Genomic DNA, 20,284 nt, shown 5'->3' with positions numbered 1-20,284 from the left:
AGACGGCTCCTCCCCTTCCGGGAGGGGCCGTCTCGTGCGTGAGCGGTCCCGTCGCGGGGGAGCGGCGGAGCGGCTCAGGCCGCGGGTCCGCCTGCAAGGGCGCCCGCCCCGGCGCGAAGCGTGCCAGCATTCCCCAGGAGGCGGACACGATCCGCCCCCGACGCCACCACCCGATCGAGCCGACCGCGGATCCTCCCGCGAAGGCGGGAGAACACAATGGACCTCGTCCTCCGGTCGTTCTGGCCGATCCTCTCCGGGGGCATCGTCGGGACGATCCCGCTCGCGCTGGCGAGCTTCGCCATCGGGCTCGTGCTCGCGCTGGCGGTCGCCCTGATGCGGCTCTCGCGGGTGCGGATCCTCTCCTGGATCGCGCGCGCCTACATCTCCGTCATCCGGGGCACGCCGCTCCTGGTGCAGCTGTTCGTGATCTTCTACGGGCTGCCGAGCCTCGGACTGAAGATCGACCCCTGGCCCAGCGCCACCATCGCGTTCGCCCTCAACGTGGGCGGCTACGCGGCGGAGGTGATCCGCGCGGCGATCCTCAGCGTCCCGAAGGGGCAGTGGGAGGCGGCGCACACGATCGGCATGAGCCGCTCGCTCTCGCTGCGGCGCATCATCCTCCCGCAGGCCGCGCGCGTCTCCGTCCCGCCGCTGTCGAACACCTTCATCTCGCTGGTGAAGGACACCTCGCTGGCCTCCCTCATCCTGGTGACCGAGCTCTTCCGGCAGGCGCAGAAGATCGCCACCGCGTCGAGCGAGTTCATGCTCCTCTACCTCGAGGCCGCTCTGATCTACTGGCTCATCTGCCTGGTGCTCTCCAGCGGCCAGGGCCTGCTCGAGAAGCGATTGGACCGCTATGTCGCCCGCTGACACTCCGACCGACGCGCGGCCCGTGCTCACGGCCCGCGGCCTCCGCAAGTCGTTCGGCGGGGTGGAGGTGCTGCGCGGCATCGACCTGGAGATCCGCCGCGGCGAGGTCGTCGCCCTGATCGGGCCCTCGGGCTCGGGCAAGACCACCGTCCTGCGCTCGCTGAACAGCCTCGAGGTGCCGGACGGCGGGGTGGTCGAGCTCGCCGACGGCAGCGTCCTCGACTTCGACCGCGGCGTCGGACGGAAGGCGCTGACCGGGCTGCGCGACCACTCCGCGATGGTCTTCCAGCACTTCAACCTCTTCCCGCACCTGACCGTCCTCCAGAACGTGACGGAGGGGCCGCTGCGAGTGCAGCGCCGTCCCGCGTCCGAGGTGGTCCCGGAGGCGGAGCGCCTGCTCGAGCGCGTCGGCCTCGGCGGCCGGGGGAGCGCCTACCCCTTCGAGCTCTCCGGCGGTCAGCAGCAGCGCGTGGGCATCGTCCGGGCGCTCGCGCTGCGGCCCGATCTGCTCCTCTTCGACGAGCCCACCTCGGCGCTGGACCCGGAGCTGGTCGGCGACGTGCTCTCGCTGATGCGGGAGCTGGCGGGGGAGGGCTGGACCATGCTCGTCGTGACGCACGAGCTCGAGTTCGCCCGGCAGGTGGCCTCGGAGGTCGTCTTCATGGCCGACGGCGTGGTCGTCGAGCGGGGCGCCCCTGCGCAGATCCTCCGGGAGCCGCGGGAGCCGCGCACCCGGCAGTTCCTGCACCGCCTCCTCCACCCGCTCGAGTAGACGGTCGGCGCTGTCCCCCGTCGACGGGGAGCCGCGCGGCGCACCGGGCGCGGCGGAAGGCGTGCCTATGCTGTCCGGGTGACCTGGAGCAGCGACGCCGAGACCACGCGGATCCCCTCCGCGACCGAGACGTCCGGCGGAACCGGACCCCAGCCGACCCGGGAGTACGTCTGGCCCGAACCCGTGACGGGCCGGCAGCCGACCGTCGAGCCCGCCGCCCCGGCCGTCGCGGCGTCCGCCCCCAGCGCCCTCGGGCCGGTCGAGGCCGAGCCCGAGCCGGTCCGGCGCTCCGGCAACCGTCTCGCGGGCCTCGCGCTCGCCCTCCTGACGACCGCGGTCTTCGCCGTCCTGTACCTCGTCGCCCTGACGGCGATCCGCCTCCTCGTCGACCGCGTCGGCGGCGACCCGGTCGCCCTCGCGCTGGACGCGGCACCGACCGCGCTCTTCCTCGCCCCGGTGGCCGCGTTCCTGGTCGGCCTGGCGCTGATCGTGCTGGTCGTGAACCGCGCGGGCTGGTGGGCCTACGTCCTCGGCGGCTTCCTCGTCGCCCTCCTCACGGCCGCGGCCACGCTGGTCGGCGGCTGGAGCGCCGTCGGACCGCTCGCCCTGCCGATCGACCGCTCCCTCGCGCTCGACTACGTCCGCGATCCCGCCGTCCTCGCCGCGGTCCTCGCCGCCGGCGTCCTCGGCCGGGAGGTGAGCGTCTGGGGCGGCGCCGCGATCGCGGGCCGCGCCCGGGGCGTCAAGCGCCGCAACGCCGAGCGCGAAGCGGCCGCGCAGTCGTGACTCCGGAGGGGCAGGGGCAGGGCCGCGGAGCCGGCCTGGGCTACGGCCTCGCGCTGGCCGGCTTCGCCGCGTTCCTCTACCTCGCCCTGGTCGTCTGCGCGTTCGGGGTCCTCAGCCTCCTGCTGGACCAGGACGTCGTGCCCGAGCGCGACGCCGGCCCGCTGCTGGGGCCGGTGTCGATGGCGGTCTGCGTCGTCGCCGTGCTGGTCGCGATGGTGACCCTCGCCGCCCGTCCCGCCGTCCACCGCGTCCTCGGCCCGTCGCTGCTGACCGGGGTCGTCGTCTACCTGCTCTTCCTCGTCACGGGCGGAGCGCTCTACGGGCTCGGCCGCCAGGAGCCGGGGGAGATCCTCGGCTGGATCCTCGACCACGCCCCCACTGTCTTCGCGATCGCGACCGGCGTGCTCGCGGCCGCCGTCCAGCTCGTGTTCCTCCTGCTCCTGGCCCGTCGCGACGCCGGCGGCCGCAGCCCCCACTGGGGCTGGGAGGGCGACGAGCGGGAGTGACGCCGGAGTCCCGGCGCGGCTCGTCGCGGCGCTGCGGCATCTCCCAGGGCGAACGCCGCTCGGTTGACCGGCCCCGTCACTCCCCGTAACATTCTTCGGGTGTGCGCTTTGCCGTGCGCTTGTGTCGTGCCTCCGGGTCGATGCGGTCGCCGCACTTCGCTCTACCGGGTCCGCGAGGATCCGCGGGTTCGTCCGATCGGGCGGCCCCCACGGCATACCCCTCACCCTCCCGGTCCCGCTCGCGGGGCCGCGGGGTGCGTCGGGTCCAGATGAACTCGACCGTTCCCGGAGACGGGAGGGCCGAATGTCGACCATCGATCCGCTGTCACCGTGCAGCATTCAAGGAGCAAAACCAGTGCCAACGATTCAGCAGTTGGTCCGCAAGGGACGCACGCCGAAGGTCACCAAGACCAAGGCGCCCGCCCTGAAGGCCAACCCCCAGCAGCGCGGCGTGTGCACGCGCGTCTACACGACCACGCCCAAGAAGCCGAACTCGGCCCTCCGCAAGGTGGCCCGCGTGAAGCTCTCCAACGGCACCGAGGTCACCGCCTACATCCCCGGCGAGGGCCACAACCTGCAGGAGCACTCGATGGTGCTCGTGCGCGGCGGTCGCGTCAAGGACCTCCCCGGTGTCCGCTACAAGATCGTTCGCGGCGCCCTGGACACCCAGGCCGTCAAGAACCGCAAGCAGGCTCGCAGCCGGTACGGCGCGAAGATGGAGAAGAAGTAATGCCTCGTAAGGGCCCCGCTCCCAAGCGCCCCGTCGTCGCAGACCCCGTCTACGGCGCCCCCATCGTCAGCCAGCTCGTCAACAAGATCCTCCTGGACGGCAAGAAGGGCCTCGCCGAGCGCATCGTCTACGGTGCCCTCGAGGGCGTCGCCGGCAAGAACGGCCAGGACGCGGTCGTCACCCTCAAGAAGGCGCTCGACAACGTCCGCCCGACCCTCGAGGTCCGCAGCCGCCGCGTCGGCGGTTCGACCTACCAGGTCCCGGTCGAGGTCAAGCCCCACCGCGCCAACACCCTCGCGCTCCGCTGGCTCACCAGCTACGCGAAGGCCCGTCGCGAGAAGACGATGACCGAGCGTCTCATGAACGAGATCCTCGACGCGTCGAACGGTCTGGGCGCCGCTGTCAAGCGTCGCGAGGACACCCACAAGATGGCCGAGTCGAACAAGGCCTTCGCGCACTACCGCTGGTAGCGCACCCCGCGGCCGCCCCCGGGCGACCGCGACCACCGGGCCCGCGGCGTCACCGCTGCGGGCCCGGTCCCGGCGGCGGATCGCCCGATCCCCGCGACCGGGCGACCGCCACCACCAGAATCCCAGCCATTCGGCCATGAACCCGGTGCGCTGGCTCCATCACCTATCGGAGGAACTCCGTGGCACAAGATGTGCTCACCGACCTGAACAAGGTCCGCAACATCGGCATCATGGCCCACATCGATGCCGGCAAGACCACCACCACCGAGCGCATCCTGTTCTACACGGGTATCACGCACAAGATCGGCGAGGTCCACGACGGCGCCGCGACGATGGACTGGATGGCGCAGGAGCAGGAGCGCGGCATCACGATCACGTCCGCCGCGACGACCTGCTTCTGGAACAAGAACCAGATCAACATCATCGACACCCCCGGTCACGTCGACTTCACGGTCGAGGTCGAGCGCTCGCTCCGCGTCCTCGACGGCGCCGTCGCCGTCTTCGACGGCAAGGAGGGCGTCGAGCCCCAGTCCGAGACCGTCTGGCGTCAGGCCGACAAGTACGACGTCCCGCGCATCTGCTTCGTCAACAAGATGGACAAGCTCGGCGCCGACTTCTACTACACGGTCGACACGATCATCAAGCGCCTCGGCGCGAAGCCGCTGGTCATCCAGCTGCCCATCGGCGCGGAGTCCTCCTTCGAGGGCGTCGTCGACCTGGTCGAGATGCGCGCGCTCACGTGGCGCGGCGACTCGAAGGGCGACGTCGCGCTCGGCGCGAAGTACGAGATCGAGGAGATCCCGGCCGACCTCGCCGACAAGGCGGCGGAGTACCGCGAGAAGCTCCTCGAGACCGTCGCGGAGACCTCCGACGAGCTGCTCGAGAAGTACTTCGGCGGCGAGGAGCTCACCGTCGCGGAGATCAAGGGCGCCATCCGCAAGATGACCGTCAACTCCGAGATCTACCCGGTGCTCTGCGGCTCGGCGTTCAAGAACCGCGGCGTCCAGCCGATGCTCGACGCTGTCGTGGACTACCTCCCCTCCCCGCTCGACGTCCCCGCCATCGAGGCGCACGACGTCCGCGACGAGGAGAAGGTCATCATGCGCCACGCGGACTCGACCGAGCCCTTCTCGGCGCTCGCGTTCAAGGTCGCCGTGCACCCGTTCTTCGGTCGCCTGACCTACGTCCGCGTCTACTCGGGCAAGCTCGACTCCGGTGCCCAGGTCATCAACTCGACCAAGGGCAAGAAGGAGCGCATCGGCAAGATCTTCCAGATGCACTCCAACAAGGAGAACCCGGTCGACTCGGTCACCGCCGGCCACATCTACGCCGTCATCGGCCTCAAGGACACCACCACCGGTGACACCCTGAGCGACCCGGCCGCGCAGGTCGTGCTCGAGTCGATGACCTTCCCGGAGCCCGTCATCGAGGTCGCCATCGAGCCCAAGACGAAGGCGGACCAGGAGAAGCTCGGCACCGCGATCCAGAAGCTCGCGGAGGAGGACCCCACCTTCCGCACCGAGCAGAACCAGGAGACCGGTCAGACGGTCATCAAGGGAATGGGCGAGCTGCACCTCGACATCCTGGTCGACCGCATGAAGCGCGAGTTCAACGTCGAGGCCAACGTGGGCAAGCCCCAGGTCGCGTACCGCGAGACGATCCGCCGCACGGTCGAGAAGTACGACTACACCCACAAGAAGCAGACGGGTGGCTCCGGCCAGTTCGCGAAGGTCCAGATCACCATCGAGCCGATGGAGGTCGAGGCCGACAAGACCTACGAGTTCGTCAACGGCGTCACCGGTGGCCGCGTCCCGCGCGAGTACATCCCCTCCGTCGACGCGGGCATCCGCGACGCCATGCAGGTCGGCGTGCTCGCCGGCTACCCCATGGTCGGCGTGAAGGCGACCCTGGTCGACGGAGCGGCGCACGACGTCGACTCCTCCGAGATGGCGTTCAAGATCGCCGGCTCGATCGCGTTCAAGGAGGCCTCGCGCAAGGCGCAGCCGGTCCTCCTCGAGCCTCTCATGGCCGTCGAGGTCCGCACTCCCGAGGAGTACATGGGCGACGTCATCGGCGACATCAACTCGCGTCGCGGGATGATCCAGTCGATGGAGGACGCCACCGGCATCAAGGTCATCCGGGCCAACGTCCCGCTGTCCGAGATGTTCGGCTACATCGGAGACCTGCGCTCGAAGACCTCGGGCCGCGCCGTCTACTCGATGACGTTCGAGACCTACGCCGAGGTCCCCAAGGCCGTGGCCGAGGAGATCGTCCAGAAGAACAAGGGCGAGTAGCTCCGCCCCTGGGCCGTCGCCGTTCCCCGGAACGGCGGCGGCCTGGTAGTGTCGTGCGGGTTTGCTGCCGAGTGCAGCGCGCCCCCTGTCGCAGCGGGACGGCCGCACGACCACTGCCGGTAACATACGTACACAAAACCCCCGCAAGTCCTCCTGTCCTCGTGCCGCCCCGTGCGGCCGCCCGGATGCGGATGCTTGCACCTAAGTCCTGAGGAGGACCCACAGTGGCTAAGGCCAAGTTCGAGCGGACCAAGCCGCACGTCAACATCGGAACCATCGGTCACGTCGACCACGGAAAGACCACGCTCACCGCGGCGATCTCGAAGGTTCTGGCGGACAAGTTCCCGTCCGCGACCAACGTCCAGCGTGACTTCGCGTCGATCGACTCCGCTCCCGAGGAGCGCCAGCGCGGCATCACGATCAACATCTCGCACGTCGAGTACGAGACGCCGAAGCGCCACTACGCGCACGTCGACGCCCCGGGTCACGCCGACTACATCAAGAACATGATCACCGGCGCGGCCCAGATGGACGGCGCGATCCTCGTGGTCGCCGCCACCGACGGCCCGATGGCTCAGACCCGTGAGCACGTCCTCCTCGCCAAGCAGGTCGGCGTCCCCTACCTCCTCGTCGCGCTGAACAAGGCCGACATGGTGGACGACGAGGAGATCCTGGAGCTCGTCGAGCTCGAGGTCCGCGAGCTCCTCTCGTCGCAGGGCTTCCCCGGCGACGACGCCCCCGTCGTGCGCGTCTCCGGCCTCAAGGCCCTCGAGGGCGACGACACCTGGACCCAGTCGATCCTCGACCTGATGGACGCGGTCGACGAGTCCATCCCGGACCCGGTGCGCGACAAGGACAAGCCGTTCCTCATGCCGATCGAGGACGTCTTCACGATCACCGGTCGTGGAACCGTCGTCACCGGCCGTGCGGAGCGTGGAACCCTCGCTCTGAACTCCGAGGTCGAGATCGTCGGCATCCGCCCGACGCAGAAGACCACGGTCACCGGAATCGAGATGTTCCACAAGCAGCTCGACGAGGCCTGGGCCGGCGAGAACTGCGGTCTGCTCCTCCGCGGCACCAAGCGCGAGGACGTCGAGCGCGGCCAGGTCGTCGTCAAGCCGGGTTCGGTCACGCCGCACACGGACTTCGAGGGCACCGCGTACATCCTGTCCAAGGATGAGGGTGGGCGTCACAACCCGTTCTACGCGAACTACCGTCCGCAGTTCTACTTCCGCACCACCGACGTCACCGGCGTCATCACGCTGCCCGAGGGCACCGAGATGGTCATGCCCGGCGACACCACCGACATGACGGTCGCGCTGATCCAGCCGATCGCCATGGAGGAGGGCCTCGGCTTCGCCATCCGTGAGGGTGGACGCACCGTGGGTGCCGGTACGGTCACCAAGATCATCAAGTAGGTCCGTCCTACCGATCTCTCGAGAGGGGTCGTCCGCTTCGGCGGGCGGCCCCTCTCGTCGTTCCCGGGGACGCCCGGCTAGTGTGCGGCATGCCCTTCGTGAAGAGCGACCCCCGTGCCCTCCCGCAGTTCTTCGAGTGGGAGGCGGCCGGCCTGGACTGGCTGCGCGAGGCGGACGGCGGTGCGCGCTGTGTCGGGGTGGAGAGGGTGTCGCCCGGGCGCATCGAGCTGGAGGAGATCCGCTCCGTGCGTCCCTCGGCCGAGTCGGCTCGCGCTCTCGGCGCCGCGCTCGCCCGGACGCACGACGCCGGAGCCGCGGCGTTCGGAGCGCCGCCCCCGGGATGGACCGGCCCCGCCTACATCGGCCGCCGCGGGATGCCGTGCCGCCCGGACGACTCGTGGGGGCGCTTCTACGCGGAGCAGCGGGTGCGGCCGTTCCTCGGCCCCGCCGTGGAGGCGGGCAACCTCACGGCAGCCGAGTCGCGGCTCGTCGAGCAGGCTCTGGGCCGGGTGGCGGCCGGAGCCTTCGACGACGGTGCGGGGCCCGCCCGGATCCACGGGGACCTCTGGACCGGCAACGTGCTCTGGACGGCGGACGGCGCCGTCCTGATCGACCCCGCCGCTCACGGGGGACACCGCGAGACCGATCTGGCGATGCTGGCCCTCTTCGGTGCTCCGCACCTCGACGCCGTCCTCGAGGGCTACCGCGAGCAGCATCCGCTGGGGGCCGGCTACGAGGAGCGGGTGCCACTCCACCAGCTGCACCCGCTCGCCGTTCACGCCGCCGGTCACGGTCCCTCCTACGGCCGCGCCCTGGCAGACGCAGCGGAGCAGGTGATCGCACTGGCCGGCTGACCGGCGCGCCCGCACCGTTCCCCCAGCCGGGAGCGCCACACTGAGGCACGCGCCGCCCTGTGCGCGTTTACAAGGAGGCATCATCGTGGATCTCGGGAAGCTCGGACGCCAGGCCGGCGAACTGCTCAACAGCCGGAAGGCCCAGGACGCGCTGCGGAGCGAGAAGGCCGAGCAGGTCTCCGACCAGACCCTCGAGAAGGCGGGCGAGATCGCCAGCCGCCTCACCAACGGCAAGTACGACGACCGCATCGAGGACCTGAAGCGCCAGGCCGACAAGCGGATCGGCAACGAGTAGCGGCTGCCGTCCGACTGCTCCTCCCCGCCGTCAAGCGGGTGCGGGCCTCCGATCCGCCGTCCTATCGTCGGAGCGATGGCTGACACTCGCGCGCAACGACTCCGCAGGACCGATTCGAGCGGGCGCGGCTACACCCGGGTGCGCGCGGGCTCCGGCTTCAGCTACCGCGACCCGAAGGGCGCGACCGTCGCCGACAAGGAGCTGCGCGCGCGGTTCGACCATCTCGGCATCCCGCCGGCCTGGACGGACGTCTGGATCGCCCCGTATCCCAACGGGCACATCCAGGCCACCGGCGTCGACTCCGCCGGCCGCCGCCAGTACATCTACCATCCGACCTGGCGCGAGCAGAAGGACCGGATCAAGTTCGACCGGGCGCTGCGGCTCGCGGAGGCCCTGCCCGGGGCGCGCCGGGCCGTGACCATCGCCCTCCGCTCGGACGGACCCAGCCGCGAGCGCGCGCTGGCCACCGCCTTCCGGATGCTCGACACCGGATCGCTCCGCGTCGGCAGCGAGAGGTACGCGAAGGAGCACGGCAGCATCGGCCTCTCGACGCTCCTGTGCGCGCACGCCACGACCCACGGGGACCGGGTCGCCCTCGCCTTCCCCGGGAAGAGCCATCAGGCGTGGACGAGCGAGATCCTCGACCACGACCTCTCGCGCGTCGTCCGTGCTCTCAAGCGTCGCGGGCCGAACGCCCGCCTGCTCGCCTGGAAGGACGGGCGGGAGTGGCGGCCGATCTCGGCGCCCGAGATCAACGACTACGTGCGCGAGCGCGCCGGCGACGACTTCACGGCGAAGGACTTCCGCACTCTGCACGGCACGGTCGCGGCCGCGCTGAGCCTGGCGAAGTCGGGCCCGCAGGCCACGCAGCGCGCTCGGAACTCCGCGATCGCCCAGGCGATGCGCGACGCCTCGGACGTGCTCGGGAACACGCCGACGGTCGCCCGCGCCAGCTACGTCGACCCGCGGCTGCTGGACCACTTCCGCGCCGGCGAGACCATCGACGCGTCGCGCCCCGCGTCGGCCGAGACCGCCGTCCGGGCGCTGCTCTTCGAGTAGCGGGGGAGGCGCTCCGACCCGCGCTGCTGCTCGGAACGACCGGCTCCCCAGGGCCGTCACGACGTGCTCGCGGAGGAGCCCTCCGGCGCGACACGCCCGGGTTGCAGGGGTGGGGCATCTGTGGGAGACTCTTCTAGTTCAAAATTTCCTCTCGGGCGGCGTGCTGCTCGGAGGGGGACACTGCCAGGCAGTGCCGAGACGGCATCGCGGAGGCTCGACCCGAGAGGGCGGCCACGCGGATGCGACGTCGAGGCGGCGGGTAGCAGAACGACAACAACCGACATCTCAACGGGTTCTCCGTGCGTCGTGCGTTCTGCACGCCGATCGGAGCGCCCCAGGGGTGCGGTGCTTTTGACAGAAGAACACTGGTTGCACTTTTCCGGGTCACCGGAGTTCCTTCGCGAGCGCGTCCAATGCGAGACGAGTCCGGCTCCGGCCGGGGGAGTCGCGTACGACGCAATAACAAGAGAGTGAGAGATCACACATGGCGGGACAGAAGATCCGCATCCGACTGAAGTCGTACGACCACGAGGTCATCGACACGTCGGCGCGCAAGATCGTCGACACGGTCACCCGTGCCGGTGCAACGGTGGTCGGCCCCGTGCCGCTGCCGACCGAGAAGAACGTGGTCTGCGTGATCCGTTCTCCCCACAAGTACAAGGACAGCCGCGAGCACTTCGAGATGCGCACCCACAAGCGCCTCATCGACATCATCGACCCGACGCCCAAGGCCGTCGACTCGCTCATGCGCCTCGACCTGCCGGCCGACGTCAACATCGAGATCAAGCTCTAAGGAGGAGTGCCACCATGTCTGTCACTGTTTCCCCCACGCTGAAGACCAGCAAGGGCCTCCTCGGCACCAAGCTCGGAATGACCCAGGTCTGGGATGAGAACAACAAGCTCGTGCCGGTCACCGTCATCGAGATCAGCCCCAACGTCGTGACCCAGGTCCGCACGGAGGAGAAGGACGGCTACACCGCCGTCCAGCTCGCCGCCGGTGCGATCGACCCGCGCAAGGTGAACAAGCCCGCCGCCGGTCACTTCGACGCCGCGGGCGTCACCCCCCGCCGCCACCTCACCGAGGTCCGCACCTCCGACGCCGCCGACTACTCGGCAGGCCAGGAGCTGACCGTGGACGCCGTCTTCGAGGCCGGCACCAAGGTCGACGTCGTCGGCACCAGCAAGGGCAAGGGCTTCGCCGGTGTCATGAAGCGTCACAACTTCAAGGGCGTCTCGGCTTCGCACGGTTCGCACCGCAACCACCGCAAGCCCGGCTCCATCGGCGCCTCCTCGACCCCCAGCCGTGTCTTCAAGGGCATGCGCATGGCCGGTCGCATGGGTGGCGAGCGCGTCACCGTGCTCAACCTCAAGGTGCACTCCGTCGACGCCGAGAAGGGCCTGCTGCTCGTCAAGGGCGCCGTCCCCGGTGCCCGCGGTCGCCTCGTGTTCGTTCGCAACGCCGTGAAGGGAGCGTAGTTCCATGGCTACCTCTGTCGACATCATCGACGTCAAGGGCCAGAAGGCGGGCTCGGTCGAGCTCCCCGCCGCGCTCTTCGACGTCCAGACCAACATCCCCCTCATCCACCAGGTCGTCGTGGCCCAGCTCGCCGCGGCGCGCCAGGGAACCCACAAGACGAAGAACCGCGGTGAGGTCTCCGGAGCCGGTCGCAAGCCGTTCAAGCAGAAGGGAACCGGTCGCGCTCGTCAGGGCTCGATCCGCGCCCCGCACATGACCGGTGGTGGCGTGGTCCACGGACCGACCCCCCGCAGCTACGCGCAGCGCACCCCCAAGAAGATGATCGCCGCGGCTCTGCTCGGTGCTCTCTCGGACCGCGCCCGCGGTGCCCGCATCCACGTGGTCGAGTCCCTCGCCCTCGGCGACACCCCCCGGACCAAGGACGTCCTCGTCCTGCTCGACGCCCTCTCGGTGTCGCGCAACGTCCTCGTGGTGCTCGAGCGCGACGACTACATCGCCGAGCTCTCGCTCCGCAACGTGCCGTTCGTGCACATCCTGCCGGCCGACCAGCTCAACGCGTACGACGTGCTCGTCTCCGACGACATCGTGTTCTCGAAGGGCGCGCTCGACGCGTTCATCGCGGCCAAGTCGGGCGTCGAGTCCAACAAGGAAGAGGTGAACGCATGAGCCAGTCCGCCGCGTTCAACAAGGACCCCCGCGACGTCATCATCTCCCCGGTGGTCTCGGAGAAGTCCTACGGCCTGATCGACGAGGGCAAGTACACCTTCGTGGTCGACCCGCGTTCGAACAAGACCGAGATCAAGCTCGCCATCGAGAAGATCTTCGGCGTCGAGGTCGCGTCGATCAACACGCTGAACCGCCAGGGCAAGACCCGCCGCACGAAGTTCGGCACCGGCAAGCGCAAGGACACCAAGCGCGCGATCGTCACGCTGAAGTCCGGCTCCATCGACATCTTCACGAGCGTCGGCTGAGCCGAAGAAGCGTAGAGGAAACAGACAATGGCTATTCGTAAGTACAAGCCCACGACCCCCGGTCGCCGCGGCTCCAGCGTTGCCGACTTCGCCGAGATCACCCGCTCGACGCCTGAGAAGTCGCTCCTGCGCCCGCTGTCCAAGACCGGTGGCCGCAACAACTCCGGCCGCATCACGACGCGTCACATCGGTGGTGGCCACAAGCGCCAGTACCGTCTGATCGACTTCCGTCGCAACGACAAGGACGGCGTCAACGCCAAGGTCGCTCACATCGAGTACGACCCCAACCGCACGGCGCGCATCGCGCTGCTCCACTTCGTGGACGGCACCAAGCGCTACATCCTGGCCCCGAACAAGCTCTCGCAGGGCGACGTCGTGGAGTCGGGCGCCGGCGCCGACATCAAGCCCGGCAACAACCTGCCGCTGCGCAACATCCCGACCGGTACGGTCATCCACGCCATCGAGATCAAGCCGGGAGGCGGCGCCAAGCTCGCCCGCTCGGCCGGCACCTCGGTCCGCCTCGTCGCCAAGGACGGCCCCTACGCGCAGCTCCGCCTGCCGTCGGGCGAGATCCGCAACGTCGATGCGCGCTGCCGCGCCACGATCGGCGAGGTCGGCAACGCCGAGCAGTCGAACATCAACTGGGGCAAGGCCGGCCGCATGCGCTGGAAGGGCGTCCGCCCGACCGTCCGCGGTGTCGCGATGAACCCGGTCGACCACCCGCACGGTGGTGGAGAGGGCAAGACCTCCGGTGGACGCCACCCGGTCAGCCCGTGGGGTCAGTCCGAGGGACGCACCCGTCGCCCCAACAAGGAGAGCGACAAGCTCATCGTTCGCCGCCGCACCGCCGGTAAGAAGCGCAAGTAGGAGTTGTAGAAGATGCCTCGCAGTCTCAAGAAGGGCCCCTTCGTTGACGACCACCTGCTCCGCAAGGTGTTCACGGCCAACGAAGCCGGCAACAAGAACGTCATCAAGACCTGGTCGCGCCGTTCGATGATCATCCCGGCGATGCTGGGTCACACCATCGCGGTCCACGACGGTCGCAAGCACATCCCCGTGTTCGTGACCGAGACCATGGTCGGCCACAAGCTCGGCGAGTTCGCCCCCACTCGGACCTTCCGCGGTCACGAGAAGGACGACAAGAAGGGCCGTCGCCGCTGACGCGGCGACGAGAAGGAGGAGAGAAATGGTGGAGTCGATCGCACGCGTGCGACACATCCGCGTCACCCCCCAGAAGGCTCGCCGTGTCGTGAACCTGATCCGCGGGAAGCAGGCTCAGGAGGCACTGGCCATCCTGAAGTTCGCGCCGCAGGGTGCGTCCGAGCCCGTCTACAAGCTCGTCGCCTCGGCGATGGCCAACGCTCGCGTCAAGGCCGATGCCTCGAACGAGTACCTCGACGACCAGGACCTGATCGTGTCCCGCGCCTTCGTCGATGAGGGAACCACCCTCAAGCGATTCCAGCCCCGTGCTCAGGGTCGTGCCTTCCGCATCAACAAGCGCACCAGCCACATCACCGTCGTGCTGGCCACTCCTGAGGAGGGGACCAAGTAATGGGTCAGAAAGTAAACCCCTACGGTTTCCGTCTGGGAATCACCACCGACCACGTGTCGCGCTGGTTCTCCGACAGCACCAAGAAGGGCCAGCGGTACAGCGACTACCTCGCTGAGGACGTCAAGATCCGCCGACTCCTCGCCACGCAGCTCGACCGTGCGGGCGTCGCCCGCATCGAGATCGAGCGCACCCGTGACCGCGTCCGCGTCGACATCCACACCGCCCGCCCGGGCATCGTGATCGGCCGCCGCGGCGCCGAGGCCGAGCGCATCCGCGCCGACCTCGAGAAGCTCACGGGAAAGCAGATCCAGCTGAACATCCTCGAGGTCAAGAACCCCGAGGCCGAGGCGCAGCTGGTCGCCCAGGGCATCGCCGAGCAGCTCTCCGCCCGCGTGGCCTTCCGCCGCGCGATGCGCAAGGGCCTGCAGGGTGCTCAGCGCGCCGGCGCCAAGGGCGTCCGCATCCAGGTCTCCGGCCGCCTCGGCGGCGCCGAGATGAGCCGCTCGGAGTTCTACCGCGAGGGACGCGTGCCGCTGCACACCCTCCGCGCGAACATCGACTACGGCTTCTACGAGGCGAAGACCACCTTCGGCCGCATCGGCGTGAAGGTCTGGATCTACAAGGGCGACATCACCAACAAGGAGCTCGCCCGCGAGCAGGCGAACAGCAAGTCGTCGCGCCCCGAGCGTAGCGACCGTCCGCGCCGTGCACCCCGCCAGCAGAGCGAGGCGCCCGTCGCAGCAGGAGTTGAGGCATAACCATGTTGATTCCGCGTCGAGTCAAGCACCGCAAGCAGCACCACCCGGGCCGGTCCGGCCAGGCCACCGGTGGCACCAAGGTGTCGTTCGGTGAGTTCGGCATCCAGGCCCTCACCCCCGCCTACGTGACCAACCGTCAGATCGAGTCCGCTCGTATCGCGATGACGCGTCACATCAAGCGTGGCGGAAAGGTGTGGATCAACATCTACCCCGACCGTCCGCTCACCAAGAAGCCCGCCGAGACCCGCATGGGTTCCGGTAAGGGCTCGCCGGAGTGGTGGGTCGCGAACGTCAAGCCGGGTCGCGTCCTCTTCGAGGTCGCCGGCGTCGACGAGCAGCTCGCTCGTGAGGCCATGACCCGTGCCATCCACAAGCTGCCCCTCAAGGCACGCATCATCAAGCGCGAGGAGGGAGACGCGTAATGGCGATCGGATCCAAGGAGCTCGCCCCCGCCGAGCTCGACACCTACGAGGACGAGCGTCTCGTCACCGAGCTGAAGAAGGCCAAGGAGGAGCTGTTCAACCTCCGCTTCCAGTCGGCCACCGGTCAGCTGGACACCAACGGCCGCCTGCGTGCCGTCAAGCGCGACATCGCCCGCATCTACACGGTCATCCGTGAGCGCGAGCTGGGCATCCGCGCCACCCCCGCACCCGTCGAGGCCCCGGCCAAGGCGGAGAAGAAGCCCAAGACCAAGAAGGCCGCCAAGGCCGAGGTCGAGGCGACCGAGTCGAACGAGGAGGCCAAGTAATGGCAACCGTCAATGACAGCGCCGGCCACGAGTCGGCCGCCCACGACGTGAAGGAGGCGGGCGCTCGCGGATACCGCAAGACCCGTCGCGGCTACGTCACCAGCGACAAGATGGACAAGACCATCGTCGTCGAGGTCGAGGACCGGGTGAAGCACCCGCTGTACGGCAAGGTCATCCGCCGTACGTCCAAGGTCAAGGTCCACGACGAGCTGAACTCCGCCGGCATCGGCGACTCCGTCGTCATCAGCGAGACCCGTCCCCTCAGCGCCACCAAGCGCTGGCGCCTGGTCGAGATCCTCGAGAAGGCCAAGTAGGCCGCGGCCTACTTGAGTTAGCAGGAGAGACACATGCTTCAGCAAGAATCCCGAGTCAAGGTCGCCGACAACACCGGCGCCAAGATGCTCCTCACCATCCGCGTCCTCGGAGGCTCCGGCCGCCGCTACGCGGGCCTCGGTGACATCATCGTCGCCACCGTCAAGGACGCGATCCCCGGTGGCAACGTGAAGAAGGGCGACGTGGTCAAGGCCGTCATCGTCCGCACCATCAAGCAGACCCGTCGCGCCGACGGCTCGTACATCAAGTTCGACGAGAACGCCGCCGTCATCCTCAAGAACGACGGGGACCCCCGTGGCACCCGCATCTTCGGACCGGTCGGTCGCGAGCTCCGCGACAAGAAGTTCATGAAGATCGTCTCGCTGGCACCGGAGGTTATCTAGTCATGGCCAAGATCAAGAAGGGTGACCTCGTCCAGGTCATCTCGGGCGCTACCCAGGCCCGCGGTGGAGACCGCGGCAAGCAGGGCAAGGTCCTCGAGGTGCTGGTCGAGCGCAACCGCGTCGTCGTCGAGGGCGTGAACTTCGTCAAGAAGCACGTCCGCGTCGGCCAGACGCAGCGCGGCTCGAAGGAGGGCGGCATCGAGACCGTCGAGGCCTCGATCCACATCTCCAACGTCGCGCTCGTCGACCCGAAGACCAAGAAGCCGACCCGGGTCGGCCACCGCAACGTGGCCGTCACCAAGGACGGCGTGACCAAGACCGTTCGCGTGCGCTACGCGAAGGCGTCGGGTGAGGAACTGTAATGACTGACACCACCGCAGTGGCTGCGAAGGTTCAGCCGCGGCTCAAGGCCAAGTACCAGGCCGACATCATCCCCGCTCTCAAGGAGCAGTTCGGCTTCGGCAACGTCCACCAGGTCCCCGGCCTGGTCAAGGTCGTCGTCAACACCGGTGTCGGTGAGGCCGCCCGCGACGGCAAGATCATCGACGGCGCGGTCAAGGACCTCACCGCCATCACCGGTCAGAAGCCGCAGGTCACCAAGGCCCGGAAGTCCATCGCGCAGTTCAAGCTGCGCGAGGGCCAGGCCATCGGCGCTCACGTCACCCTCCGGGGCGACCGCGCCTGGGAGTTCCTGGACCGCCTGCTCTCGGTGGCGCTGCCCCGCATCCGCGACTTCCGCGGTCTGTCGGACCGCCAGTTCGACGGCAACGGCAACTACACCTTCGGCATCACGGAGCAGTCGATCTTCCACGAGATCGACCAGGACCGCATCGACCGCGTCCGCGGCTTCGACGTGACCGTCGTGACCACCGCCAAGACCGACGACGAGGGTCGCGCGCTGCTCAAGCAGCTCGGCTTCCCGTTCAAGTCGTCGGACAACTCTTAAGCAGTAAGCCTCGAGGCCGGGGGACGGTGAGAACCGCCCTCCGGCCTCGTCGTGTGTCCGCCGCCGGACCGGTCCGTCCGGAGCCGGCGGCGGGCGCCACGCGGCACCCCCGGGTCGCGTGCACGATCGGCCCTCGACCGCAGGACCTCGGCCATGTAGCATGGCTCGTTGGCCTGCGTTCGCGCGGCCGCATGGGCGTCGACGTCGTCGGCGCCGTCCCACACCACAGGTCGTCACTCTTGTAAAGGGTGCCGAAACCAGGCGAGAAAGGCACCATCAGCCATGACCATGACTGATCCGGTCGCAGATCTGCTGACCAGAATCCGTAACGCGAACTCCGCGCACCACGACTCCATCACCCTCCCGGGCTCGAAGCTCAAGGCGAACATCGCCGAGATCCTCAAGACCGAGGGCTACATCGCCGACTGGAAGGTCGAGGAGGCGCGCGTCGGCACGACGCTCTCCATCTCCCTCAAGTACGGCCCGAACCGCGAGCGCTCGATCGCCGGCATCAAGCGGGTCTCGAAGCCCGGACTCCGCGTGTACGCGAAGTCGGCCGAGATCCCCACCGTGCTCGGCGGCCTCGGCGTCGCCATCCTGTCCACCTCGAGCGGTCTCCTGACCGACCGCCAGGCCGAGAAGAAGGGCGTGGGTGGGGAAGTCCTCGCCTACGTGTGGTAATCCCTCATGTCGCGTATTGGAAGACTCCCCATCGAGATCCCGGCGGGCGTCGACGTCTCCGTCGCCGGATCCGCTGTGACCGTCAAGGGCCCCAAGGGCGAGCTGACCGTCTCGGTCGCCAGCCCCATCCAGGTGTCCGTCGAGAACGGCCAGGTGCTGGTCTCGCGTCCCGATGACGAGCGCGAGTCGCGCTCGCTCCACGGCCTCACCCGCACGCTCATCGCGAACGACATCATCGGTGTCACGCAGGGCTACTCCAAGGGCCTCGAGGTCGTCGGAACCGGTTACCGCGTGCTGGCGAAGGGCTCGGACATCGAGTTCGCGCTCGGCTTCTCGCACCCGGTCGTCGTCACCCCGCCCGCGGGCATCTCGTTCACGGTCGAGGGCAACAACAAGCTCACCGTGCACGGCATCTCGAAGCAGGCCGTCGGTGAGGTGGCCGCCAACATTCGTAAGATCCGCAAGCCCGAGCCCTACAAGGGCAAGGGCGTGCGCTACGCCGGCGAGGTCGTTCGCCGCAAGGCCGGAAAGAGCGGTAAGTGATCATGGGACTCGGAACCAGAGGAAAGAGCAAGTCCGCTGCGCGCGGTCGTCGTCACGACCGTCTGCGCAAGAAGGTCGTCGGATCCGCCGAGCGCCCCCGCCTCGTCGTCAACCGCTCGGCCCGCCACGTCTTCGTGCAGGTCGTCGACGACGCTCAGGGCCGCACCCTCGCGTCGGCGTCGACCCTCGAGGCCGACCTGCGCGTGTTCGACGGCGACAAGACCGCCAAGGCCCGCAAGGTCGGCGAGCTCGTCGCCGAGCGCGCCAAGAACGCCGGTGTCGAGGCGGTCGTCTTCGACCGCGGAGGCAACAAGTACGCCGGTCGCGTCGCCGCGATCGCCGATGGAGCACGAGAGGCAGGGCTCAACCTGTGAGCGCCGCAGAGAACAAGGAACCCGAGGTCGCCGCTGTGTCGGAGGCCCCCGTCGAGACCGCTGCGTCCACGCAGCCGCAGCAGGAGGCTCGTGAGCCCCGCCGCGGCGGCCGCGACCGCAACCAGGGTGGCCGCGACCGCGGTGGCCGTGACGCCGAGAAGAGCCAGTTCCTCGAGCGCGTCGTGACCATCAACCGCGTGTCGAAGGTAGTCAAGGGCGGTCGTCGCTTCAGCTTCACCGCGCTCGTGGTCGTCGGAGACGGCAACGGACTGGTGGGCGTCGGCTACGGCAAGGCCCGCGAGGTCCCGACCGCCATCTCCAAGGGCGTCGAGGAGGCGAAGAAGAACTTCTTCCGCGTCCCCCGCGTCGCCTCGACCATCCCGCACCCCGTCCAGGGTGAGGCCGCCGCCGGTGTGGTGCTCCTGCGCCCCGCCGCCGCGGGTACCGGTGTCATCGCCGGCGGTCCCGTCCGCGCCGTCCTCGAGTGCGCCGGCATCCACGACGTCCTGAGCAAGTCGCTCGGCTCGTCGAACACCATCAACATCGTCCACGCGACCGTCGAGGCTCTGAAGCAGCTCGAGGAGCCGCGCGCCGTCGCCGCTCGTCGTGGTCTCGACTTCGACCAGGTCGCGCCGGCACGTCTCGTCCGTGCCGAGGCCGACGCCCTCGCCGCCGCGTCCAACGCGAAGGCAGGTGCCTGATGGCCCAGCTCAAGGTGACCCAGATCAAGTCGAAGGTCAGCGAGAAGCAGTACCAGCGCGACACGCTGCGCTCGCTCGGCCTCAGGAAGATCGGTCAGAGCGTCGTCCGCGAGGACAACGCCCAGAACCGCGGATACGTGAAGACCGTCGCCCACCTGGTGAAGGTCGAGGAGATTGACTAATGGCTGAGACGAAGAAGGCCGCCGCCGCGGAGTCCACGACTCCCGCGCAGGCGACCACCACGAAGGGCGCGGCGGCGCCGGCGACCAAGGAGCACGTGCTCAAGGTCCACCACCTCCGCCCCGCTGCCGGAGCCAAGAAGGCCAAGACCCGCGTGGGTCGCGGTGAGGGCTCCAAGGGAAAGACCGCCGGTCGCGGCACCAAGGGCACCAAGGCCCGCTACCAGGTGCGCGTCGGCTTCGAGGGCGGGCAGATGCCGCTGCACATGCGCACCCCGAAGCTCCGCGGTTTCAAGAACCCGTTCCGGGTCGAGTACCAGGTCGTGAACCTGTCCGCTCTCGCGGAGCTCTACCCCCAGGGCGGCGACGTCACCATCGGCGACCTGGTCGCCAAGGGTGCTGTCCGCAAGAACGAGAAGGTCAAAGTCCTCGGGGACGGCGACATTGCGGTTAAGCTGAACGTCGCGGTCGACAAGGTCTCCAGCTCTGCCGAGCAGAAGATCGTCGCTGCGGGCGGATCCATCAAGTAGCACCAGCAGCTTGTCGGTCGAGCTTGCCACGCCGACTCCCTCCGGGAGCGCGTG

31 protein-coding genes are annotated in these 20,284 nt (G+C 68.8%); all 31 read left to right on the top strand.

The window, feature by feature from the left end:
- The first annotated feature begins 216 nt into the window (after positions 1-216).
- Positions 217-870 (top strand): amino acid ABC transporter permease, encoded by a 654-nt coding sequence (locus C5C39_RS01615; protein ID WP_104224574.1) that lies wholly within the window; start codon positions 217-219, stop codon positions 868-870.
- Positions 857-1,642 carry an amino acid ABC transporter ATP-binding protein gene (locus C5C39_RS01610; protein ID WP_104226760.1) on the top strand — a complete coding sequence of 262 codons (786 nt, stop codon included), beginning with the start codon at positions 857-859 and terminating at the stop codon, positions 1,640-1,642. The genes C5C39_RS01615 and C5C39_RS01610 overlap by 14 nt, the downstream gene beginning before the upstream one ends.
- Before the next feature lie 78 nt (positions 1,643-1,720).
- Complete coding sequence (locus C5C39_RS01605) at positions 1,721-2,428, top strand: hypothetical protein (RefSeq protein WP_104352472.1); 708 nt, start codon at positions 1,721-1,723, stop codon at positions 2,426-2,428.
- Positions 2,425-2,934, top strand: a complete 510-nt coding sequence (locus tag C5C39_RS01600; RefSeq protein WP_104352471.1) for a DUF6121 family protein — start codon at positions 2,425-2,427, stop codon at positions 2,932-2,934. Before C5C39_RS01605 ends, C5C39_RS01600 begins: the two co-directional genes overlap by 4 nt.
- A gap of 355 nt (positions 2,935-3,289) precedes the next feature.
- On the top strand, positions 3,290-3,664 hold the full coding sequence (gene rpsL / locus C5C39_RS01595; RefSeq protein ID WP_011186743.1) for a 30S ribosomal protein S12: 375 nt from the start codon (positions 3,290-3,292) through the stop codon (positions 3,662-3,664).
- The gene (gene rpsG / locus C5C39_RS01590; RefSeq protein WP_068251443.1) at positions 3,664-4,134 is read left to right on the top strand and encodes a 30S ribosomal protein S7; all 471 of its coding nucleotides are present in this window, start codon (positions 3,664-3,666) and stop codon (positions 4,132-4,134) included. The genes rpsL and rpsG overlap by 1 nt, the downstream gene beginning before the upstream one ends.
- Before the next feature lie 179 nt (positions 4,135-4,313).
- The gene (gene fusA / locus C5C39_RS01585; RefSeq protein ID WP_104224571.1) at positions 4,314-6,428 is read left to right on the top strand and encodes an elongation factor G; all 2,115 of its coding nucleotides are present in this window, start codon (positions 4,314-4,316) and stop codon (positions 6,426-6,428) included.
- A 224-nt stretch (positions 6,429-6,652) separates the two neighbouring features.
- A complete protein-coding gene (gene tuf / locus C5C39_RS01580) occupies positions 6,653-7,846 on the top strand; it encodes an elongation factor Tu (RefSeq protein WP_104224570.1) in 1,194 nt (397 codons plus the stop codon).
- A gap of 89 nt (positions 7,847-7,935) precedes the next feature.
- The gene (locus C5C39_RS01575) at positions 7,936-8,700 is read left to right on the top strand and encodes a fructosamine kinase family protein (RefSeq protein ID WP_104274337.1); all 765 of its coding nucleotides are present in this window, start codon (positions 7,936-7,938) and stop codon (positions 8,698-8,700) included.
- Between the two features lie 85 nt (positions 8,701-8,785).
- Positions 8,786-8,995: an antitoxin gene (locus C5C39_RS01570; RefSeq protein ID WP_159939075.1), complete on the top strand. Its 210-nt coding sequence runs from the start codon at positions 8,786-8,788 to the stop codon at positions 8,993-8,995.
- A 75-nt stretch (positions 8,996-9,070) separates the two neighbouring features.
- Entirely contained in the window at positions 9,071-10,054 is a 984-nt protein-coding gene (locus C5C39_RS01565) for a DNA topoisomerase IB (RefSeq protein ID WP_104224567.1), read from the top strand.
- A gap of 484 nt (positions 10,055-10,538) precedes the next feature.
- Positions 10,539-10,847 carry a 30S ribosomal protein S10 gene (rpsJ, locus tag C5C39_RS01560; RefSeq protein WP_005050520.1) on the top strand — a complete coding sequence of 103 codons (309 nt, stop codon included), beginning with the start codon at positions 10,539-10,541 and terminating at the stop codon, positions 10,845-10,847.
- A gap of 14 nt (positions 10,848-10,861) precedes the next feature.
- Positions 10,862-11,530, top strand: coding sequence for a 50S ribosomal protein L3 (gene rplC, locus C5C39_RS01555; protein ID WP_104224566.1), 669 nt, complete (start codon positions 10,862-10,864; stop codon positions 11,528-11,530).
- 4 nt (positions 11,531-11,534) lie between these two features.
- Complete coding sequence (gene rplD / locus C5C39_RS01550; protein WP_104224565.1) at positions 11,535-12,197, top strand: 50S ribosomal protein L4; 663 nt, start codon at positions 11,535-11,537, stop codon at positions 12,195-12,197.
- Complete coding sequence (gene rplW, locus C5C39_RS01545) at positions 12,194-12,502, top strand: 50S ribosomal protein L23 (protein WP_068209445.1); 309 nt, start codon at positions 12,194-12,196, stop codon at positions 12,500-12,502. The genes rplD and rplW overlap by 4 nt, the downstream gene beginning before the upstream one ends.
- Before the next feature lie 27 nt (positions 12,503-12,529).
- Positions 12,530-13,369, top strand: a complete 840-nt coding sequence (rplB, locus tag C5C39_RS01540; RefSeq protein WP_068251462.1) for a 50S ribosomal protein L2 — start codon at positions 12,530-12,532, stop codon at positions 13,367-13,369.
- A gap of 12 nt (positions 13,370-13,381) precedes the next feature.
- Positions 13,382-13,663: a 30S ribosomal protein S19 gene (gene rpsS, locus C5C39_RS01535; RefSeq protein ID WP_055787078.1), complete on the top strand. Its 282-nt coding sequence runs from the start codon at positions 13,382-13,384 to the stop codon at positions 13,661-13,663.
- Positions 13,664-13,688: 25 nt separating this feature from the next.
- Positions 13,689-14,054 (top strand): 50S ribosomal protein L22, encoded by a 366-nt coding sequence (gene rplV, locus C5C39_RS01530; protein WP_077221988.1) that lies wholly within the window; start codon positions 13,689-13,691, stop codon positions 14,052-14,054.
- On the top strand, positions 14,054-14,812 hold the full coding sequence (gene rpsC, locus C5C39_RS01525) for a 30S ribosomal protein S3 (RefSeq protein ID WP_068209439.1): 759 nt from the start codon (positions 14,054-14,056) through the stop codon (positions 14,810-14,812). Before rplV ends, rpsC begins: the two co-directional genes overlap by 1 nt.
- Positions 14,813-14,814: 2 nt before the next feature.
- Positions 14,815-15,234, top strand: coding sequence for a 50S ribosomal protein L16 (gene rplP, locus C5C39_RS01520; protein ID WP_068209436.1), 420 nt, complete (start codon positions 14,815-14,817; stop codon positions 15,232-15,234).
- Positions 15,234-15,560, top strand: coding sequence for a 50S ribosomal protein L29 (rpmC, locus tag C5C39_RS01515; protein ID WP_104224564.1), 327 nt, complete (start codon positions 15,234-15,236; stop codon positions 15,558-15,560). The genes rplP and rpmC overlap by 1 nt, the downstream gene beginning before the upstream one ends.
- Positions 15,560-15,874, top strand: coding sequence for a 30S ribosomal protein S17 (gene rpsQ, locus C5C39_RS01510; protein WP_104224563.1), 315 nt, complete (start codon positions 15,560-15,562; stop codon positions 15,872-15,874). The genes rpmC and rpsQ overlap by 1 nt, the downstream gene beginning before the upstream one ends.
- A 33-nt stretch (positions 15,875-15,907) precedes the next feature.
- Positions 15,908-16,276 carry a 50S ribosomal protein L14 gene (rplN, locus tag C5C39_RS01505; protein WP_104224562.1) on the top strand — a complete coding sequence of 123 codons (369 nt, stop codon included), beginning with the start codon at positions 15,908-15,910 and terminating at the stop codon, positions 16,274-16,276.
- A gap of 2 nt (positions 16,277-16,278) precedes the next feature.
- The gene (gene rplX / locus C5C39_RS01500; protein ID WP_104224561.1) at positions 16,279-16,638 is read left to right on the top strand and encodes a 50S ribosomal protein L24; all 360 of its coding nucleotides are present in this window, start codon (positions 16,279-16,281) and stop codon (positions 16,636-16,638) included.
- Positions 16,638-17,222 (top strand): 50S ribosomal protein L5, encoded by a 585-nt coding sequence (gene rplE / locus C5C39_RS01495; RefSeq protein ID WP_104352470.1) that lies wholly within the window; start codon positions 16,638-16,640, stop codon positions 17,220-17,222. The genes rplX and rplE overlap by 1 nt, the downstream gene beginning before the upstream one ends.
- A gap of 282 nt (positions 17,223-17,504) precedes the next feature.
- Positions 17,505-17,903 (top strand): 30S ribosomal protein S8, encoded by a 399-nt coding sequence (rpsH, locus tag C5C39_RS01490; RefSeq protein WP_068209423.1) that lies wholly within the window; start codon positions 17,505-17,507, stop codon positions 17,901-17,903.
- A gap of 6 nt (positions 17,904-17,909) precedes the next feature.
- Entirely contained in the window at positions 17,910-18,446 is a 537-nt protein-coding gene (gene rplF / locus C5C39_RS01485) for a 50S ribosomal protein L6 (protein ID WP_104224560.1), read from the top strand.
- 2 nt (positions 18,447-18,448) lie between these two features.
- Positions 18,449-18,820 (top strand): 50S ribosomal protein L18, encoded by a 372-nt coding sequence (gene rplR / locus C5C39_RS01480; RefSeq protein WP_056037296.1) that lies wholly within the window; start codon positions 18,449-18,451, stop codon positions 18,818-18,820.
- The gene (rpsE, locus tag C5C39_RS01475; RefSeq protein ID WP_104224559.1) at positions 18,817-19,521 is read left to right on the top strand and encodes a 30S ribosomal protein S5; all 705 of its coding nucleotides are present in this window, start codon (positions 18,817-18,819) and stop codon (positions 19,519-19,521) included. The genes rplR and rpsE overlap by 4 nt, the downstream gene beginning before the upstream one ends.
- On the top strand, positions 19,521-19,703 hold the full coding sequence (gene rpmD / locus C5C39_RS01470; protein WP_181024623.1) for a 50S ribosomal protein L30: 183 nt from the start codon (positions 19,521-19,523) through the stop codon (positions 19,701-19,703). The genes rpsE and rpmD overlap by 1 nt, the downstream gene beginning before the upstream one ends.
- Entirely contained in the window at positions 19,703-20,230 is a 528-nt protein-coding gene (rplO, locus tag C5C39_RS01465) for a 50S ribosomal protein L15 (RefSeq protein WP_104226755.1), read from the top strand. The genes rpmD and rplO overlap by 1 nt, the downstream gene beginning before the upstream one ends.
- Positions 20,231-20,284: the final 54 nt, after the last annotated feature.

Origin of the sequence: Rathayibacter sp. AY1F3 (assembly GCF_002931975.1) — a bacterium.
In the GTDB taxonomy this organism is placed as follows: Bacteria; Actinomycetota; Actinomycetes; order Actinomycetales; family Microbacteriaceae; genus Rathayibacter.
This window is presented reverse-complemented; position numbering and strand designations above follow the sequence as displayed.

Coding starts and splice junctions, on each gene's coding strand:
- C5C39_RS01615 (WP_104224574.1), top strand. CDS start 217: ATGGACCTCGTCCTCCGGTCGTTCTGGCCGATCCTCTCCGGGGGCATC.
- C5C39_RS01610 (WP_104226760.1), top strand. CDS start 857: ATGTCGCCCGCTGACACTCCGACCGACGCGCGGCCCGTGCTCACGGCC.
- rpsG (WP_068251443.1), top strand. CDS start 3,664: ATGCCTCGTAAGGGCCCCGCTCCCAAGCGCCCCGTCGTCGCAGACCCC.
- C5C39_RS01575 (WP_104274337.1), top strand. CDS start 7,936: ATGCCCTTCGTGAAGAGCGACCCCCGTGCCCTCCCGCAGTTCTTCGAG.
- C5C39_RS01565 (WP_104224567.1), top strand. CDS start 9,071: ATGGCTGACACTCGCGCGCAACGACTCCGCAGGACCGATTCGAGCGGG.
- rpsJ (WP_005050520.1), top strand. CDS start 10,539: ATGGCGGGACAGAAGATCCGCATCCGACTGAAGTCGTACGACCACGAG.
- rplC (WP_104224566.1), top strand. CDS start 10,862: ATGTCTGTCACTGTTTCCCCCACGCTGAAGACCAGCAAGGGCCTCCTC.
- rplD (WP_104224565.1), top strand. CDS start 11,535: ATGGCTACCTCTGTCGACATCATCGACGTCAAGGGCCAGAAGGCGGGC.
- rplW (WP_068209445.1), top strand. CDS start 12,194: ATGAGCCAGTCCGCCGCGTTCAACAAGGACCCCCGCGACGTCATCATC.
- rplB (WP_068251462.1), top strand. CDS start 12,530: ATGGCTATTCGTAAGTACAAGCCCACGACCCCCGGTCGCCGCGGCTCC.
- rpsS (WP_055787078.1), top strand. CDS start 13,382: ATGCCTCGCAGTCTCAAGAAGGGCCCCTTCGTTGACGACCACCTGCTC.
- rplV (WP_077221988.1), top strand. CDS start 13,689: ATGGTGGAGTCGATCGCACGCGTGCGACACATCCGCGTCACCCCCCAG.
- rpsC (WP_068209439.1), top strand. CDS start 14,054: ATGGGTCAGAAAGTAAACCCCTACGGTTTCCGTCTGGGAATCACCACC.
- rplP (WP_068209436.1), top strand. CDS start 14,815: ATGTTGATTCCGCGTCGAGTCAAGCACCGCAAGCAGCACCACCCGGGC.
- rpmC (WP_104224564.1), top strand. CDS start 15,234: ATGGCGATCGGATCCAAGGAGCTCGCCCCCGCCGAGCTCGACACCTAC.
- rpsQ (WP_104224563.1), top strand. CDS start 15,560: ATGGCAACCGTCAATGACAGCGCCGGCCACGAGTCGGCCGCCCACGAC.
- rplN (WP_104224562.1), top strand. CDS start 15,908: ATGCTTCAGCAAGAATCCCGAGTCAAGGTCGCCGACAACACCGGCGCC.
- rplX (WP_104224561.1), top strand. CDS start 16,279: ATGGCCAAGATCAAGAAGGGTGACCTCGTCCAGGTCATCTCGGGCGCT.
- rplE (WP_104352470.1), top strand. CDS start 16,638: ATGACTGACACCACCGCAGTGGCTGCGAAGGTTCAGCCGCGGCTCAAG.
- rpsH (WP_068209423.1), top strand. CDS start 17,505: ATGACCATGACTGATCCGGTCGCAGATCTGCTGACCAGAATCCGTAAC.
- rplF (WP_104224560.1), top strand. CDS start 17,910: ATGTCGCGTATTGGAAGACTCCCCATCGAGATCCCGGCGGGCGTCGAC.
- rplR (WP_056037296.1), top strand. CDS start 18,449: ATGGGACTCGGAACCAGAGGAAAGAGCAAGTCCGCTGCGCGCGGTCGT.
- rpmD (WP_181024623.1), top strand. CDS start 19,521: ATGGCCCAGCTCAAGGTGACCCAGATCAAGTCGAAGGTCAGCGAGAAG.
- rplO (WP_104226755.1), top strand. CDS start 19,703: ATGGCTGAGACGAAGAAGGCCGCCGCCGCGGAGTCCACGACTCCCGCG.